This window comes from Bradyrhizobium sp. Y36 (assembly GCF_002531575.1).
Taxonomy (GTDB): domain Bacteria; phylum Pseudomonadota; class Alphaproteobacteria; order Rhizobiales; family Xanthobacteraceae; genus Bradyrhizobium.
Window position 1 is genome coordinate 134706 of the sequence record NZ_NWTI01000002.1, and the last position, 13972, is coordinate 148677.

At 65.7% G+C, this 13972-nt stretch carries 18 protein-coding genes; 8 read left to right on the forward strand and 10 right to left on the reverse strand.

Features of this window, described 5'->3' with window-relative positions; all coding sequences use genetic code 11:
• Positions 1 to 114 precede the first annotated feature (114 nt).
• Positions 115 to 609 (forward strand): hypothetical protein, encoded by a 495-nt coding sequence (locus CO669_RS04080; RefSeq protein WP_097658220.1) that lies wholly within the window; start codon positions 115 to 117, stop codon positions 607 to 609.
• Between the two features lie 60 nt (positions 610 to 669).
• Here CO669_RS04080 and purB read toward each other — a convergent pair whose 3' ends face one another.
• Positions 670 to 1977: an adenylosuccinate lyase gene (purB, locus tag CO669_RS04085; RefSeq protein WP_097658222.1), complete on the reverse strand. Its 1308-nt coding sequence runs from the start codon at positions 1975 to 1977 to the stop codon at positions 670 to 672.
• A 564-nt stretch (positions 1978 to 2541) separates the two neighbouring features.
• Between purB and CO669_RS04090 the strand changes: the two genes are divergently transcribed.
• Positions 2542 to 3129, forward strand: coding sequence for a TetR/AcrR family transcriptional regulator (locus tag CO669_RS04090; protein WP_198963824.1), 588 nt, complete (start codon positions 2542 to 2544; stop codon positions 3127 to 3129).
• Between the two features lie 32 nt (positions 3130 to 3161).
• Here the strand turns inward: CO669_RS04090 and CO669_RS04095 are convergent, their stop codons facing one another.
• The 3 genes from CO669_RS04095 to CO669_RS04105 all read right to left on the reverse strand — a co-directional run bounded on the left by CO669_RS04095 (position 3162) and on the right by CO669_RS04105 (position 5599).
• A complete protein-coding gene (locus CO669_RS04095) occupies positions 3162 to 3458 on the reverse strand; it encodes a hypothetical protein (protein ID WP_097658226.1) in 297 nt (98 codons plus the stop codon).
• Between the two features lie 112 nt (positions 3459 to 3570).
• Positions 3571 to 4221 carry a response regulator gene (locus CO669_RS04100; RefSeq protein WP_097658227.1) on the reverse strand — a complete coding sequence of 217 codons (651 nt, stop codon included), beginning with the start codon at positions 4219 to 4221 and terminating at the stop codon, positions 3571 to 3573.
• A 7-nt stretch (positions 4222 to 4228) separates the two neighbouring features.
• The gene (locus tag CO669_RS04105; protein ID WP_097658229.1) at positions 4229 to 5599 is read right to left on the reverse strand and encodes a sensor histidine kinase; all 1371 of its coding nucleotides are present in this window, start codon (positions 5597 to 5599) and stop codon (positions 4229 to 4231) included.
• 199 nt (positions 5600 to 5798) lie between these two features.
• On the opposite strand from CO669_RS04105, the gene CO669_RS04110 reads away from it, so the two are divergent.
• The 5 genes from CO669_RS04110 (at position 5799) to CO669_RS04130 (ending at position 10152) form a co-directional block, all read left to right on the forward strand.
• Positions 5799 to 6569, forward strand: a complete 771-nt coding sequence (locus tag CO669_RS04110) for a MotA/TolQ/ExbB proton channel family protein (protein WP_097658232.1) — start codon at positions 5799 to 5801, stop codon at positions 6567 to 6569.
• On the forward strand, positions 6566 to 7252 hold the full coding sequence (locus CO669_RS04115) for a DUF2135 domain-containing protein (RefSeq protein WP_097658234.1): 687 nt from the start codon (positions 6566 to 6568) through the stop codon (positions 7250 to 7252). Before CO669_RS04110 ends, CO669_RS04115 begins: the two co-directional genes overlap by 4 nt.
• Positions 7245 to 7850, forward strand: coding sequence for a hypothetical protein (locus CO669_RS04120; RefSeq protein ID WP_097658236.1), 606 nt, complete (start codon positions 7245 to 7247; stop codon positions 7848 to 7850). The genes CO669_RS04115 and CO669_RS04120 overlap by 8 nt, the downstream gene beginning before the upstream one ends.
• Before the next feature lie 115 nt (positions 7851 to 7965).
• Positions 7966 to 8706, forward strand: a complete 741-nt coding sequence (locus tag CO669_RS04125) for a metallophosphoesterase family protein (protein ID WP_097658238.1) — start codon at positions 7966 to 7968, stop codon at positions 8704 to 8706.
• Between the two features lie 6 nt (positions 8707 to 8712).
• A complete protein-coding gene (locus CO669_RS04130; RefSeq protein ID WP_097658240.1) occupies positions 8713 to 10152 on the forward strand; it encodes a serine/threonine protein kinase in 1440 nt (479 codons plus the stop codon).
• 25 nt (positions 10153 to 10177) lie between these two features.
• Here CO669_RS04130 and CO669_RS04135 read toward each other — a convergent pair whose 3' ends face one another.
• From CO669_RS04135 to rpe, 4 genes are all read right to left on the reverse strand, one after another.
• Positions 10178 to 10369, reverse strand: coding sequence for a hypothetical protein (locus tag CO669_RS04135; protein ID WP_097658242.1), 192 nt, complete (start codon positions 10367 to 10369; stop codon positions 10178 to 10180).
• A gap of 20 nt (positions 10370 to 10389) precedes the next feature.
• Entirely contained in the window at positions 10390 to 10569 is a 180-nt protein-coding gene (locus tag CO669_RS04140) for a hypothetical protein (RefSeq protein WP_097658244.1), read from the reverse strand.
• A 5-nt stretch (positions 10570 to 10574) separates the two neighbouring features.
• Positions 10575 to 10718: a hypothetical protein gene (locus CO669_RS35875; RefSeq protein ID WP_198963825.1), complete on the reverse strand. Its 144-nt coding sequence runs from the start codon at positions 10716 to 10718 to the stop codon at positions 10575 to 10577.
• Between the two features lie 165 nt (positions 10719 to 10883).
• Positions 10884 to 11585, reverse strand: coding sequence for a ribulose-phosphate 3-epimerase (gene rpe / locus CO669_RS04145; protein ID WP_097658246.1), 702 nt, complete (start codon positions 11583 to 11585; stop codon positions 10884 to 10886).
• A 254-nt stretch (positions 11586 to 11839) separates the two neighbouring features.
• On the opposite strand from rpe, the gene CO669_RS04150 reads away from it, so the two are divergent.
• Positions 11840 to 12643 (forward strand): EF-hand domain-containing protein, encoded by an 804-nt coding sequence (locus CO669_RS04150; protein ID WP_097658248.1) that lies wholly within the window; start codon positions 11840 to 11842, stop codon positions 12641 to 12643.
• A gap of 12 nt (positions 12644 to 12655) precedes the next feature.
• On the opposite strand, the gene CO669_RS04155 is transcribed toward CO669_RS04150, so the two are convergent.
• A complete protein-coding gene (locus tag CO669_RS04155) occupies positions 12656 to 12868 on the reverse strand; it encodes a KTSC domain-containing protein (protein WP_097658250.1) in 213 nt (70 codons plus the stop codon).
• Between the two features lie 50 nt (positions 12869 to 12918).
• Positions 12919 to 13914 (reverse strand): P1 family peptidase, encoded by a 996-nt coding sequence (locus CO669_RS04160; RefSeq protein ID WP_097658252.1) that lies wholly within the window; start codon positions 13912 to 13914, stop codon positions 12919 to 12921.
• Positions 13915 to 13972 lie beyond the last annotated feature (58 nt).

Genomic DNA, 13972 nt, shown 5'->3' on the forward strand with positions numbered 1-13972 from the left:
GACGACGGCAAGCGTACTCCGCGGCATCGCAGTCCGCAAATGGTCGCAGGGCTTTCATCGTGACGTTCGGCGACTATAAGATGAGGCCGCAATCGGCGGGGGACGGGGCAAGCCATGAAGTTTGGACGCGATAGTCTCGTGCTGGCGGCCTGCCTTGCGATCATGACCAGCCCGGCCTTCGCCTGCGATATCGGCTCCGCCGCGGCGGCGATCGCATCGATCGGTCAGAAGATCCAGGCAGGCCAGATCAAGCGGATCGATCTTCTGAAAATCTCCGATCGTCTGCTCGCCAGCATTCCGATCTCGCCGGAGCATTTTTCGAGCTACGCCAGCGAACGCAAGACGCTGGTTCTGACCGAACGCGACGCGACCGAACTTGCGGCGGCCGTCAAAGCGCTGGCGCCGGCCCAATTGTCCTACCAGCCCGATCTGCGCTGGCAGCTCGTTTTCATCGATGACGCCGGAAACAAGCCGCACGCCTTCTTCTTCAGCAAGCGCTACGTGCAGGGGCGCGGCCGCGCGGGCTATGTCGACGGCAACATGTGCGCCTTCGGCACTGCCGCCATCGGCAGCCCCGCGCTGGTGAAATGGCTGCAGAAGCGACTATAGACCGCCATCGCGCGTGCCCCGGCGGCCGCATGCGCGGCGCCCGGGCGACGCAAGCGCTGCTCAGCTCTCGCCGAACACGCGCTTGAAGATCGTGTCGACGTGCTTGAGGTGATAGCCGAGGTCGAACAGCTCCTCGAGTTCGGCATCCGAGAGATACTTCTTCACCTCGGCGTCCTTCTTCAGGAGCTGGAGGAAGTCGCCTTCGCCGCGCCAGACGGGCATCGCGTTGCGCTGCACGAGCTTGTAGGAATCCTCGCGGCTCGCGCCCTTCTGCGTCAGCGCCAGCAGCACGCGCTGGGAGTGCACGAGGCCGCCGAGGCGGTCGAGGTTCTTCTGCATGTTGGCGGGGTACACCAGCAGCTTGTCGATCAGGCCGGCCAGGCGCACCAGCGCGAAGTCGAGCGTCACGGTCGCGTCCGGGCCCATCATGCGCTCGGCCGAGGAGTGCGAGATGTCGCGCTCGTGCCAGAGCACGACGTTCTCCAGCGCCGGCGTCACATAGGCGCGCACCATGCGGGAGAGGCCGGTGAGGTTTTCCGACAGCACCGGATTGCGCTTGTGCGGCATGGCGGAGGAGCCCTTCTGGCCCTCCGAGAAGAACTCTTCGGCCTCCAGCACCTCGGTGCGCTGCATGTGGCGGATTTCCACCGCGATGCGCTCGACCGAGGAGGCGATCACGCCCAGCGTCGAGAAATACATGGCGTGGCGGTCGCGCGGGATCACCTGGGTCGAGATCGGCTCGGGAACGAGGCCCATGGCTTTCGCCACGTGCTCTTCGACGCGCGGATCGATCTGGGCAAAGGTGCCGACGGCGCCGGATATGGCGCAGGTCGCGACTTCCTTCCGCGCTGCGATCAGGCGCTCCTTGGCGCGCGTGAACTCCGCATAGGCATAAGCGAGCTTGAGACCGAAGGTGACGGGCTCGGCATGGATGCCGTGGCTGCGGCCGATGGTCGGCGTCATCTTGTGCTCGAAGGCGCGCTTTTTCAGGGCGGCCAGCACCTTGTCGAGGTCGGCCAGCAGCAGGTCGGCAGCGCGGGTGAGCTGGACGTTGAGGCAGGTATCGAGCACGTCGGAGGAGGTCATTCCCTGGTGCACGAAACGCGCCTCGGGACCGACGATCTCGGCGAGGTGGGTGAGGAAGGCGATGACGTCATGCTTGGTCTCGCGCTCGATCTCGTCGATGCGGGCGACGTCGAAGGTGGCGTCCTTGGCCTTGGCCCAGACCGTCTTGGCGGCCTCCTTGGGGATGGTCCCGAGCTCGGCGAGGGCGTCCGCCGCATGCGCCTCGATCTCGAACCAGATCTTGAACCGGGTCTGCGGCTCCCAGATCGAGGCCATTTCCGGGCGAGTATAGCGGGGAATCATCTGACGGCTCCAGGAAGGTGGGCGGGCGGTCCGAAAGGGGGCAGCGCCGGCCAAAATGCTTTTTACGCCGTGATTTAACAGAGCGGACAGGGCGAAACAAACGGTCTGGGCCCCGGGAGAGGAGGATCGCCGAGCTATCCACCGGCCGGCTGGCAAGGGAGGCATGGGCCGGCCGCAAATATTAACTGTCAATCACGGATCATTGACTGACAGATATTGAAATCTGTCAGCGAGACGTGTATATCCGTTCTCGGACGCTTCGATTGGGCGTCCCGCGACAAGCCCCGGGGAGCCCGACATCCGAGCCAAGCTCGGATCGACGGGCGGAGTGAAGAACGGGGACCCGCGGACGAATGGAGACTTAAGACGATGACGACCGAAATCCTCAATTTGACCGGCGTGATTGGGCATTGGCTCAATTTGCTGGTGGCGCGCCAGATCGCGTCGCAGGCTGCAAAACTGCCTCATTAAGGCATAGGCTTTCCGAACCGGCCGGCTACGGGCGCTTCGGAAGCAGCCCTACTGCCGGAGTAACTGAGCCCTGAACGGGAACATGGTGCTGGCATGAATGAAGCCGTTGTCTTGACGCCGGAGCGGATCCTCGAAGTGACCGAGGACGTGCTGAGGCGCTTTGGGCTTGCCAAGGCCACCGTGGTCGACGTGGCCCGTGCGCTCGATGTCAGCCACGGCAGCGTCTATCGCCATTTCCCGAGCAAGGCCTCGCTGCGCGAGGCCGTTGCCAAACGCTGGCTGGACCGCATCGACGCGCCGCTGCGCCAGATTGCCGAGGAGAAGGGCCCGGCGCCGGCGAGGCTGGAGCGCTGGCTGCGCACGCTGTTCGCGGCCAAGCGGTCGCGCGTGCTCGACGACCCCGAGATGTTCGAGACCTATCTGACGCTGGCGCGCGAGGCCTGCGCGGCCGTCAAATGCCACAAGGATACCCTGACCGACCAGGTGGTGGCGATCCTGTCCGACGGTGTGGCGCAGGGCGTCTTCGCCATGGACGACGTCAAGGCCACCGCGCGCGCGATCTACGATGCCACCAGCCGCTTCCACCATCCGGCGCATGCCGACGAGTGGAAGGATGCCGATCTTCCCGCACGCGTCGATGCGACGCTCACGCTGCTGCTGCGCGGGTTGAAGACCTCTTAAGCCGCCGCTGCTGTCCAATACGGCGCGACGGATCAGCCTCTCGCCTTGTGGAGAAGTGCGCCATTGCCAAGCGATGGCGACGACGATCGCGTGCGGAAAGCGCCGTCGGATGACGGTAGGACCGGCGATCTCTCCGGATAGACATTGATCGCGATCTCGACGTCGTCCTTCGACCGCTTTCGAAGACGCTCGAAAGCCAGCTCCTGACCGAGCATGGAGCAGCGGAAATGGACGATCGCGGTATCCGGCAGGCGGCAGAGTTGATCGATGAGCTCGCCGACGGTGATGATCGAGGGAGCCGCAACGACCTTGTGGTGACCCTTACTCATGACCTTCTACTCCTTCACTCCGCTGCTAACCGGAACGGAACAGACTCTGTTCCAATCCGCTCGGCAGAATGAGAAATTTCACGTCATTCGAGGCAATGCGGCTGTCCCGCTGCTAAATCCTCGTCAGCCCGCAGGTCGCGGCGAGCCGCACCAGTTGCGCATCGGTGCGCGCGCCGGTCTTGGTCTTGATCAGGTAGTGATAGTTCTGCACCGTCTTCACACTGAGATTGAGGTGCGCTGCGATCTGCTCGGTGGTGGCGCCGCCTGCGAACTGGCGCAGAATTTCGATTTCGCGTTCGCCCAACTGGTCCAGCGCTGAGCCCGCCGACAAACTGTCCTCGGCCAGAATATGCGCGATGTCGTCGCTCATGGCGCGCTCGCCGCGCGCGACGGCGCGGATGGCGCCGACCACGGCGGACGGCTCGCTGCTCTTGGTGACGAAGCCGCTGGCGCCGGCGCTGAACGCGGCCTTCACCAGCACGGCCTCGTTGTGCATGGTGAAGACGAGGATCCGCGCCCGCGGGCTGCGCGCGCGGATGTTGCGGATCGCCTCCAGCCCGCTCGCGCCGGGCATCGAAATATCGAGCACGACGACGTCAGGATCATGCGCCTTGAAGGCGCCGTAGGCGTCCGCGGCATTGTCGGCTTCCGCCACGACATGGAGGTCGCCCTGGCTCTCCAGCACGCGGCGATAGCCCTGCCTGACGATCGGATGGTCGTCGACCAGCAGCACGGAGATGCCTGTTGCTGCCACCTCGCTCATGCCGGCCTCATGCGGCGAGCGGGATGGTGGCGGCGACGCTGAGGCCGCCGCGGGCCGGCAGGATCGATAGCGATCCGCCGACGGCCGCGACGCGCTCGCGGATGCCGGTAAGGCCGAACCCGGCCGACTGTGCGACGCGTTCCGCATCGCCGCCGCCGTCGTCCTCGACCCGGATCAGCAGCGCGTCGTCCTCGCCGGCGCAGCGCTCGACGCGCAAGGAGATCTCGCGCGCCGAACTGTGGCGCAGCGCATTGGTCAGGCATTCCTGGGCGACGCGATAAGCGGTGGTGGCGGCCGGCCCGCTGATGTCGGTGAGATCGCCCCTGAGGTCGAGCTGGATGGTCGGCTGCGCCGCGCTCTGCGAGCGCCAGCTGTCGACGAGATTGACGAGGCTGGCCTCGAGCCCGAGTTCCTCGGGCAGGGGATTGCGCAGCCGCTTCAGCGCATCGCGCAGCGAGGCCATCAGGTGATGGGTGGCTTGCGAGATCATGCGGGCATCCTGAGCGATGTCATCGTCCTTGCCGTCCTTCGCGCTCGCGGTCTCGATCGTGTTGGCGAAAGCGAGGATGGCCGACAGATTTTGCCCGAATTCGTCGTGCAGCTCGCGGGCGAGGGCACGACGCTCGTCGTCGCGGATCTCGATCAGGCGCCGCGTCAGCGCGGCGCGCTGCTCGGTGGCTTCCTCCAGCCGGCCGCCGAGCTCGCCGACGGCGTTGCCGATCATTGCCAGCTCCATCGAACGGAACTTTGGCAGCTTGCTGCGATAATGGCCGCGCGCCATGCGCTGCAGGGCGGTCACGATCGCCCGCGCCGGTGCCAGCGCATGCGCGATCGCCAGCGAAGCCAGCAGCGCGATGGCCGCCGCCATCAACAGCGCGACGTCGATCACGTTCAGGATGTACTCCCAGGCGAGCGAAATCGCGGCCGCGGCGTCCGGCGTTGCGACCACAGTTCCGGCCGAGGCGGCGCGGGGGCTGACCGGCCGCACCACTTCGGCGTGGCTGCCGAGGAAGATCGGTACGATCGACGCGAACCAGCGCGGCGGGGGCTTGCCCAGCCCCTCGCTCTGGCCGCAGAGCGGCTTTTCAAATGCGATGGCCGGCTGGAACTCGACGCAGACGCCCGGGGAAATCAGCTTCATCGTCTCCAGCGTGCGCCATTCCGGAACCGGCAAGAGCTGCTCGCGCGTTCTGCTGCTGCGCAGCAAGAACTCATGCCAATACAAGGCCTGCAGCGCCTGCGTGACCCGCTGCGCGGAGGCTGCGGTCGCCCGGTCGACGCTGCGATAGGCGTCGAAGGTGGCCCATACGGTCGCAGCTCCCAGGCACAGAGCCACGATGAGCAGCAGACGGGCGACAAGCTGAAGCACGAGGCGCATGCGATCACCCTCAACGTTTGATAGGCTCAGCCTAACAACGCCGCCGCGCCTTGCCAATTGCGGGGTTTGGCAGGATTGCAGCTCGGGCAAATTTCCCAAGCCGGATTGGGCATGGGTCTTTGGACCGGGCGCGATGGCTTTGATCTAATTGGGCAGGAATCTTGATAGGCTAAACGTTGCGAGCGAGGAGCGGTGCAGCATGAGTTCGATGACGATTGGACCGATCGCGCCTGTAACGACCGACCCGTCCGAGCGCAGCGCGCTGCTGTTCTGGATGATCTTCACCGGTCTGTCGATCTTCGCCGCCGTGCTGCTGTGGCGGTTCGGCTTGATTCACCTGATGCTGACCTCGGACCGGACCTACATCTCGAGCGTCATCGCCGTGCTCTACGTCCTGACCTGCGGCCACTGCTTCCTGCGCACCCGGGCGATCGCGCGGGAGGGGGCCGCGGCGCGGCGCTGCCGGGCGGCGCTCGCCGCGCCTGACGGCGGCAAGGTGCTCGACGCGCGTGCGACGGCGCTGCCGCGCGGCCTGGTGCGCGATCACATCGAGAGCCTGGTGACCAAGGCTGCCGCGCAGGATTATCGTCCGGTCAACCAGACCCTGCTGCTGCGCACGCTTGCCGATCGTCTGCGCGGCTCCAACGGGTTCGGCGCCTTCGTCTCGGATACGCTGATGAAGCTCGGGCTGCTCGGCACCATCGTCGGCTTCATCATCATGCTGGCGCCGATCGCGGGGCTGGATGCCGCCGACAAGGTGGCGATGCGCTCCTCGATGGGGCTGATGAGCGACGGCATGGCGGTCGCGATGTACACGACCCTCGCCGGTCTCGTCGGCTCGATCCTGGTCCGCATCCAGTATTACATGCTGGATGCCGCGACCCAGCGGGTGTTCTCGGATGCGGTGGTGCTGACCGAGACCTATGTGACGCCGGTGCTGGAGCGCAAGGGCGCCGGGACCTCGTCATGATGGATGATTTCGGTCTCTATCCGCGCGAGGAGCCGTTCGATCCGCTGGGCGTGATGCTGTTCAAGGCGCTCCAGGTGATCGCGTTCCTGTTCTTCCTGGCGCTGCTCGCGGTCTCCCCGGACGCCAAGGAAGGCAAGATCGACTCCAAGGCCGAGTTCATCATCACGCTGGACTGGCCGGACAACCACCCCGACGATCTCGACCTGTTCGTGCAGGATCCCGCCGGAAACATCGCCTGGTATCGCCACCGCGAGGCCGGCTTCCTCACCCTCGACCGCGACGATCGCGGCGGAGCCAACGACTTCATCATGGTCGCCGGCAAGAAGATCGCCTCGCCCATCCGTGAGGAGATCGTCACGCTGCGCGGCATCGTCCCCGGCGAATACACGGTGAACGTCTCCCATTTCGTCGCCACGACCGGCGAGCCGGTGACGGCAAATGTGAAGGTTCAGAAGCTCAATCCGACCGCGCAGGTGGTCTTCGACAACAAGTTCACGCTCGACCACTCCGGCGACGAGAAGACGGCCGTGCGGTTCCGGCTCGACGCCGAGGGCAAGGTCGTCAATGTCGACCAGCGGCCGAAATCGCTGCTCGAGACGTTCCGCAGCAGCTGGCGCAACGGCGCCGATCTCGACCCGAGGACCGGTGTGAGCAAGAACCCCGTGAGGATACGCCGTGATTAACCTGCAGACGGTCATCCTCACGCTGTCGGTGGCCTACGCTGTGATCGGGGCACTGCTGCTGGTGGTGCTGGTCTATGCGCGGTTGCACTGGTCGCTGAAGGCGGTCGCGGTGGTCGTGACCAGCGCCTTCTATGTCGTCAGCTTCTCCGAGATGCGCGGCCTGCTCGGCTGGGCCAGTTCCGACCGGCTGCCGACCACCTTCAAGCTGCTGAAGTCCCGTATCGTCGAGCCGCATTCGCTTCAGGGCGACCCCGGCTCGATCTATCTGTGGGTCGAGCAGCTCGACGAGGACAATCGTCCGAGCGGTATCCCGCGGGCGTTCCGCGTGCCCTACAACGATGCACTCGCTGACAAGACCCATGCCGCGGAGAACGAGATCGCCCTGGGACATCCGCAAGGCGGCCGCGCGGCGGATTTCGGCGGCGGCGACGGCAGCCTGATCGACATGGTCCGCGAATATGTGACGCCCAAGACGATCATGGAGACGACCGGCGGCGATTCCTCGACCGGCGAGTTCATGGCCCCACCGGCCGGCGCGCAAGGCGCCGTGTTCACGCCGATACCGCCGCCCCGGATGCCCCCGAAAGACGAGCAATAGGCTCTGCACCATCGTGCCGCCGGCGCTGGTCAACTGCCCGGCGCTGGCGCATCTTGTTGACATCCCTCAATTTGGCCTTATCGGCCTTCAATAAGAATTGGAGGGTGGAGGGTGCGTGCTTCTCGCTGTCTTTTCAGATATCCACGGCAACCGGCAAGCCTTCGAGGCCTGCCTGAAGGTCGCCCGTGCGAAGGGCGCGGAGCGGTTTGTCCTGCTCGGTGATTTCGTCGGTTATGGCGCCGATCCCGAATGGGTGGTGGATACCGCGATGGAGCTCGTCGCGAAGGGGGCGATCGCCGTGCGCGGCAATCACGATCAGGCGGTCAATTCATCGGCGGAGACGATGAACGCCGAGGCCCAGGTCGCGATCGAATGGACCCGTGGCCGCCTCGACACCGCGCAGCGCCGGTTCCTGAGCGAATTGCCGATGCTGGTCGAGGACAGCGATCGCCTCTTCGTGCATTCGGAAGCGTCGAGCCCCCAGCGCTGGCACTATGTCCGCTCGACGGTGGACGCTGCCAAGAGCCTGATCGCAACACCCGCCCATGTCACGTTCTGCGGCCATATCCATCGTCCCGCACTCTATTCGATGTCGGTGACGGCGAAGATGACGAGCTTCGTACCGAAGACCGACGTCCCGGTGCAGCTGCTGCGCGGACGGCAATGGCTCGCGGTCATGGGCTCGGTCGGCCAGCCCCGCGACGGCGATCCCTCGGCAGCCTTCGTGTTGTTCGACACCGAATCGTGCCAGATCATCTATTGCCGTGCGCCCTATGACATCGCGGCCGCGGCGGATAGGATCCGCGACAATGGCCTGCCGCATTGGCTCGCCGACCGGCTGTCGCAGGGGCGCTAGGGGCCGATGCCGAAATCACTGGTCAAATCCGGTGCGGTGATCGACGGTTACACCATCGGCGAATGCGTCCACGCCGGCGGCATGGCGACGCTGTGGACGGTCACCCATCCCGGCATCGACGTGCCCCTGCTGATGAAGATACCGCGGGTGTCGGAGGGTGAGGACCCCGCCGCGATCGTCTCCTTCGAGATGGAGATGATGATCCTGCCGCGACTGGCAGGGCCGCACGTCCCGACCTGTTTTGGCACCGGCGATTTCGCGCACCAGGCCTATGTCGTGATCGAGCGGATCTCCGGGACCACGCTCTACAAGCGGCTGTCTGATCTGCCGCTGCCGTATGACGAGGCGCGGCAGCTCGTGGCCAGGATCGCGACCGCGCTCGCCGATCTGCACCGGCAGAACGTGATCCATCACGACATCAAGCCGAGCAGCATCATGTTCCGCGAAAGCGGCGAGGCGGTGCTGATCGACTACGGTCTGTCGCATCACAACCATTTGCCTGATCTGTTGCAGGAGGAGTTCCGCCTGCCTTACGGCACCGCGCCTTACATGGCGCCCGAGCGGCTGTCGGGGGTGCGCGATGATCCGCGCAGCGATCTGTTTTCGCTTGGCGTGCTGCTCTACTTCTTCACGACCGGCGAGCGGCCGTTCGGCGAGGGCGAGACGCTGCGCGCGATGCGGCGCCGGCTGTGGCGCGATCCGCATCCGCCGCGAAGCCTGCGCGCCGACTACCCGACCTGGCTTCAGGAAATAGTCTTGCGTTGTCTCGAGATCGAGCCGGTGTGGCGCTATCCGACGGCGTCCCAGCTCGCCTTCGATCTCGCCCATCCGGATCAGGTCAAGCTCACCAAACGTGCGGAGCGGGTGAAGCGCGATCCGCTCAGCGTCGCCTGGCGCCGCCGCTTCAATCTGGGCGTCATGGCGCCGCGCGCGAAATCGGATGTCGCGGCCCAGATCGCGTCGAGCCCGATCCTCGCTGTCGCACTCGATACCGTGGAAGGTGCAGCCGAGCTGAACGAGGCGTTGCGCGTGACCACCGAGCGCATCCTCGCCACCTTGCCGTCAGCGCGGCTTGCCTGCGTCAACGTGCTCAAGCTCAACCGCATCGCGATCGACCGGACCCTGGACGAGCAGGGCTCCAACAAGCATATCGACCGCCTCGTCGCGCTCAGGCATTGGGCGACGCCGCTCAAGCTGGATGAGAGTCGGCTGTCGGTTCACGTGCTGGAAGCCGTCGATCCCGCCGCCGCGCTGCTGGAGTTTGCCGAGGTCAACCACGTCGACCATGTCATCATCGGCGCGCGGCAGAGCTCGTTCCGCCGCACGCTGCTCGGCAGCGTCTCGGCCAAGGTGGCCTCGGAGGCAAGCTGCACGGTCACCGTGGTACGGCCGCCGCGGATGGCTGGGGATGCGGACGAGGCCGATACCGGCAAGGCGTCGGAATAGGCTGCCGGGCGGCCTCGAAGCGGGATCAGGCGGCGTGAGCGCTGTGGGCGACGCGCTTGCGGCGGATCGGCCAGGAGAATTGCGGACCGGGCTCGCCGTGATCCGCGCCGCCGCCGAAATACTGGATGATCTCGCGGCAGGGCTCGCAATTGAACAGGTTACGCGAGGCGGACGCCTTGGTCATTTCCTTCAGGCAGTTCGGGCAGTGCGGTTTCATGGGCGGTCCGGAAAGTAATCTTAGTGTCGGCGTTGTGAGGGAAAGGTTTGGTCGAGGTCCGTCGTGTCGAGCCCCGCATCGTCCTCTACCCTGCCATCGGTGCGCTCGAGGCGGCCGAAGAAGTAATCGAGGCCCGGATGCGGGCGGCGCGGAATGCGGCACCTGCGTTTCGGCTGACGTTTCACGAGAGCGATCTGCATGATGCTCAGCCCCGGCGGCGATGAAGGTGGACGATGCGGGCGGAGGCCGCGATCTTCACCGGTTGCGCCACGTAGAGGCTGCGCGCTGCAACCGCCACATTGAACCCGAGCCACAACGCCACGCCAGTCCAAATCAGGGTCGTTGCCATGAGGTGCTCCCGTCAAAGCAGGCAGGAGTCACTTGCGGTGATTTGCGCGAATCAGTGAAGTCCGGATGAGTACGGATCAAGGTTGCAATTTTAGGCATTGCGCGTCGCAACACCCGTAAAAGCCGCGACAAAACTCCTGTCGTTCGCGAGCGCGTTTGATCCAGGTCAAATCGCTTCGCCGCGCGCTCCCAGCGCCGCGTTGCGGATCGCGGCGATGTTGGTCTTGTACGCATCCAGCGTGCCGCCTCTGAACACGGACGTGCCGGCGACGAAGGCGTTGGCGCCCGCCGCCGCGAGCGCGCCCGCAACATCGGGGCCGACACCGCCGTCGACCTCGATGTCGATCGGGCGGCCCGCCGTCATCGCGCGGATGTCGCGGATCTTGGAGATCGCGGAGGGGATGAAGGCCTGACCGCCGAAGCCGGGATTGACCGACATCACCAGCACGAGGTCGACGAGATCGAGGACGTATTCGAGCACGCTGATCGGCGTGCCCGGGTTGAGCGAGACGCCGGCCTTCTTGCCGAGCGCGCGGATCGCCTGGAGCGATCGGTGCAAATGCGGACCGGCCTCCGCATGCACGGTGATGTGGTCGCAGCCGGCTTTCGCGAAGGCCTCGAGATAGGGATCGCAAGGCGAGATCATCAGATGCGCATCGAACACCTTCTTGGTGTGCGGGCGCATCGCCTTGATCACGTCGGGGCCGTAGGAAATGTTGGGAACGAAGTGGCCGTCCATCACGTCGAGATGGATCCAGTCGGCGCCGGCGGCGTCGACGCTGCGCACCTCCTCGCCGAGCCTGGAGAAATCCGAGGCCAGGATCGAGGGTGCGATGGCCAGGGGGCGGGGGGCGAAGGCTTGGGTCATGGCGCGGTTTCCCGGAAGGCAGCCGTGAAAGATGGGCCTCGCCTAACATGGGCCTCCGTGGTGGGCAATGCAGGGAGGGCGTGCTTTCTGTGGGCGGAAATTTCTGCCGCGACCGGCACGAATTGCCGAGGTTTCCGGACCATCCAAGGCGCGGCAGCGGCGGATTTCATTGAGCTTTTCGCGCTGGCACGACGCTTGCTGACATCACCTGCAGAACATTGACCGCGGCATGCCGCATGGGTTGGAGTTGTGCAATGTTGTTCGCCCTTGGTGCCGTCTCGAGCGCCCTCGATGCGATCCAGTCGCTGACGAACTCGAAATCGTCCTCCTCGACGCACAAGACGGGGGCCGCGCAGGGCGCGACCAATCCGTTTGCGATCAATGGCGGCGGCAGCAGCACGACCAGCGCTGCGACATCCTCCGTCAACTCGGGCAATTGCGCACAGATTTCGCCGGAAACGATGAGCGCGCTGATCGCCGCGCAGAGCCAATCGTCTGATGGCGCCAGCAGTGCGGCGACCTCGACCTCTGCGAGCTCGACCTCCTCGACGTCGAAGAGCCGGGATGCCGCCCTCAAGGACCTGTTCTCGCAGATCGATGCGGACGGCGACGGCAGCATCACCAAATCCGAGTTCGAGGACGCGCTGGGCGCCGGCGGGACCAACCTCGCGCAGGCTGACGACGTGTTCTCCAAGCTGGACTCGAATGCGGACGGCAATGTGAGCCTCGACGAGATGTCGAAGGCGCTGAAGAGCGGGCACCACGGCCACCATGCCCATGGCGCGAGCGGCTCGGGCGATGCGTCCGGCAGCGGCTCGGATTCCTCCTCGTCGTCGTCGAGCGGCGGTTCGACCTCGACCACGACGACGGCCGCGGACGGCTCGACCACCACCACCGTCACCTATGCAGACGGCTTCAAGATGTCGACGACGGTGCCGGGCGCGAACACTCCCCGTAGTTCGGCTTACGATCTGTTCGCGCAGTTGATGCAGCAGCAAGGCGGGCAGGGCCAGGGCGCGTCGGCGGCTGCCGGCTCGTCCATGTCGATGAGCGTGTGAGCGGCATCTGAATTAGCCGGCATGCTCGTGCGTGATGTCACGACAGGCATAGCGGTCGCGGATCTCGTGATTGAAGAACACGCCCTTTGAGCGTGCCTCCCTGAACGCGGCGGCCACCTCGGACGGGACGTCCTCGTAGACATAGAGGCGTCCGTTGACGAAGGTCACCTTCAGCTCGCGCGTGTCGGGCGCATAGCGAAAGAAGCGGATCACCGAAGACGGCATGGTGTTACACCCTGGTCCGCCAAGGTAACGCTGTGCTCGCCGTTTCGTTTCTAGCCGAAGCTGTCCTTCCACGCCGCTTGCGCACCTGTAAACGGCAGCGCGGTTGCGTTGTAAACGCCCCGCGCAATGGCGCGCGCGACCACGTTGGCGGCGACGGTGCCGAGCTCGGTGAGGCCGACCAGCGGCTCGATCGGCTTTTCACCGGTCGCAGCCGCGAACAGCACGTCGCCGTCGGTCGGGGCATGCACCGGATAGATCGCGCGAGCCATTCCGGTATGCGCGATCATCGCGAGCCGCTTGGCCTGGGCCTTGGTCAGTGTCGCATCGGTGACGACCGCACCGATCGTGGTGTTCTCGCGCGCGCTCGCGGCGGGGCCGCCCTTGATGCGCATCGCCAGCATGTCCGGCGTGAATTTGGGCGGCAGGCCGCGCCCGCCGAACTCGCCGTTCTCCTCGAACGGCGCCGCCCAGAACCAGGGCCCTTCGCCGACGGTTGTGCTGCCGACCGCGTTGACGACCATGATCGCGGCGACCTTGATGCCGTTGGCGAGAACCGCCGAAGCCGAACCGAGCCCGCCCTTGAAGGTCGCGGTGGTGGCTCCCAGGCCCGCGCCGGCGCTGCCGAGTGCGAAGTCGTCACCTGCGGCCGCCGCCGCGGCGTAGCCGAGATCGCGATACGGCGCGAAGCGGCCCCAGGACTTGTTGCCGCCGTTGAGCAGGTCGAACATGATCGCACCCGGCACCAGCGGGATCACCGCACCGCGCACATTGAGACCGCGGCCCTGCTCGGCGAGCCAGGCCTGCACGCCGCCGCCGGCCTCGATCCCGAAGGCAGAGCCGCCGGACAGCGCGATCGCATCGACGCGTTCCTGCGTGCTGGCAAGATCGAGCAGCGCATCCTCCCGCGTGCCGGGGGCTCCGCCGCGCACATCGATGGCGGCGACCGCCGGCTGGTCGAAGATGATCGCGGTCGTGCCGGAAGCGACCTTGGGATCCTCGGCATGGCCGACGCGGACGCCGGCGATATCGGTGAGAAGGTTCTTCAAGGCGGCTCCGTCGGCTGAAGGCGTTGCGCTTCAGCGATAGCGCAGGGATGCCGCAGGC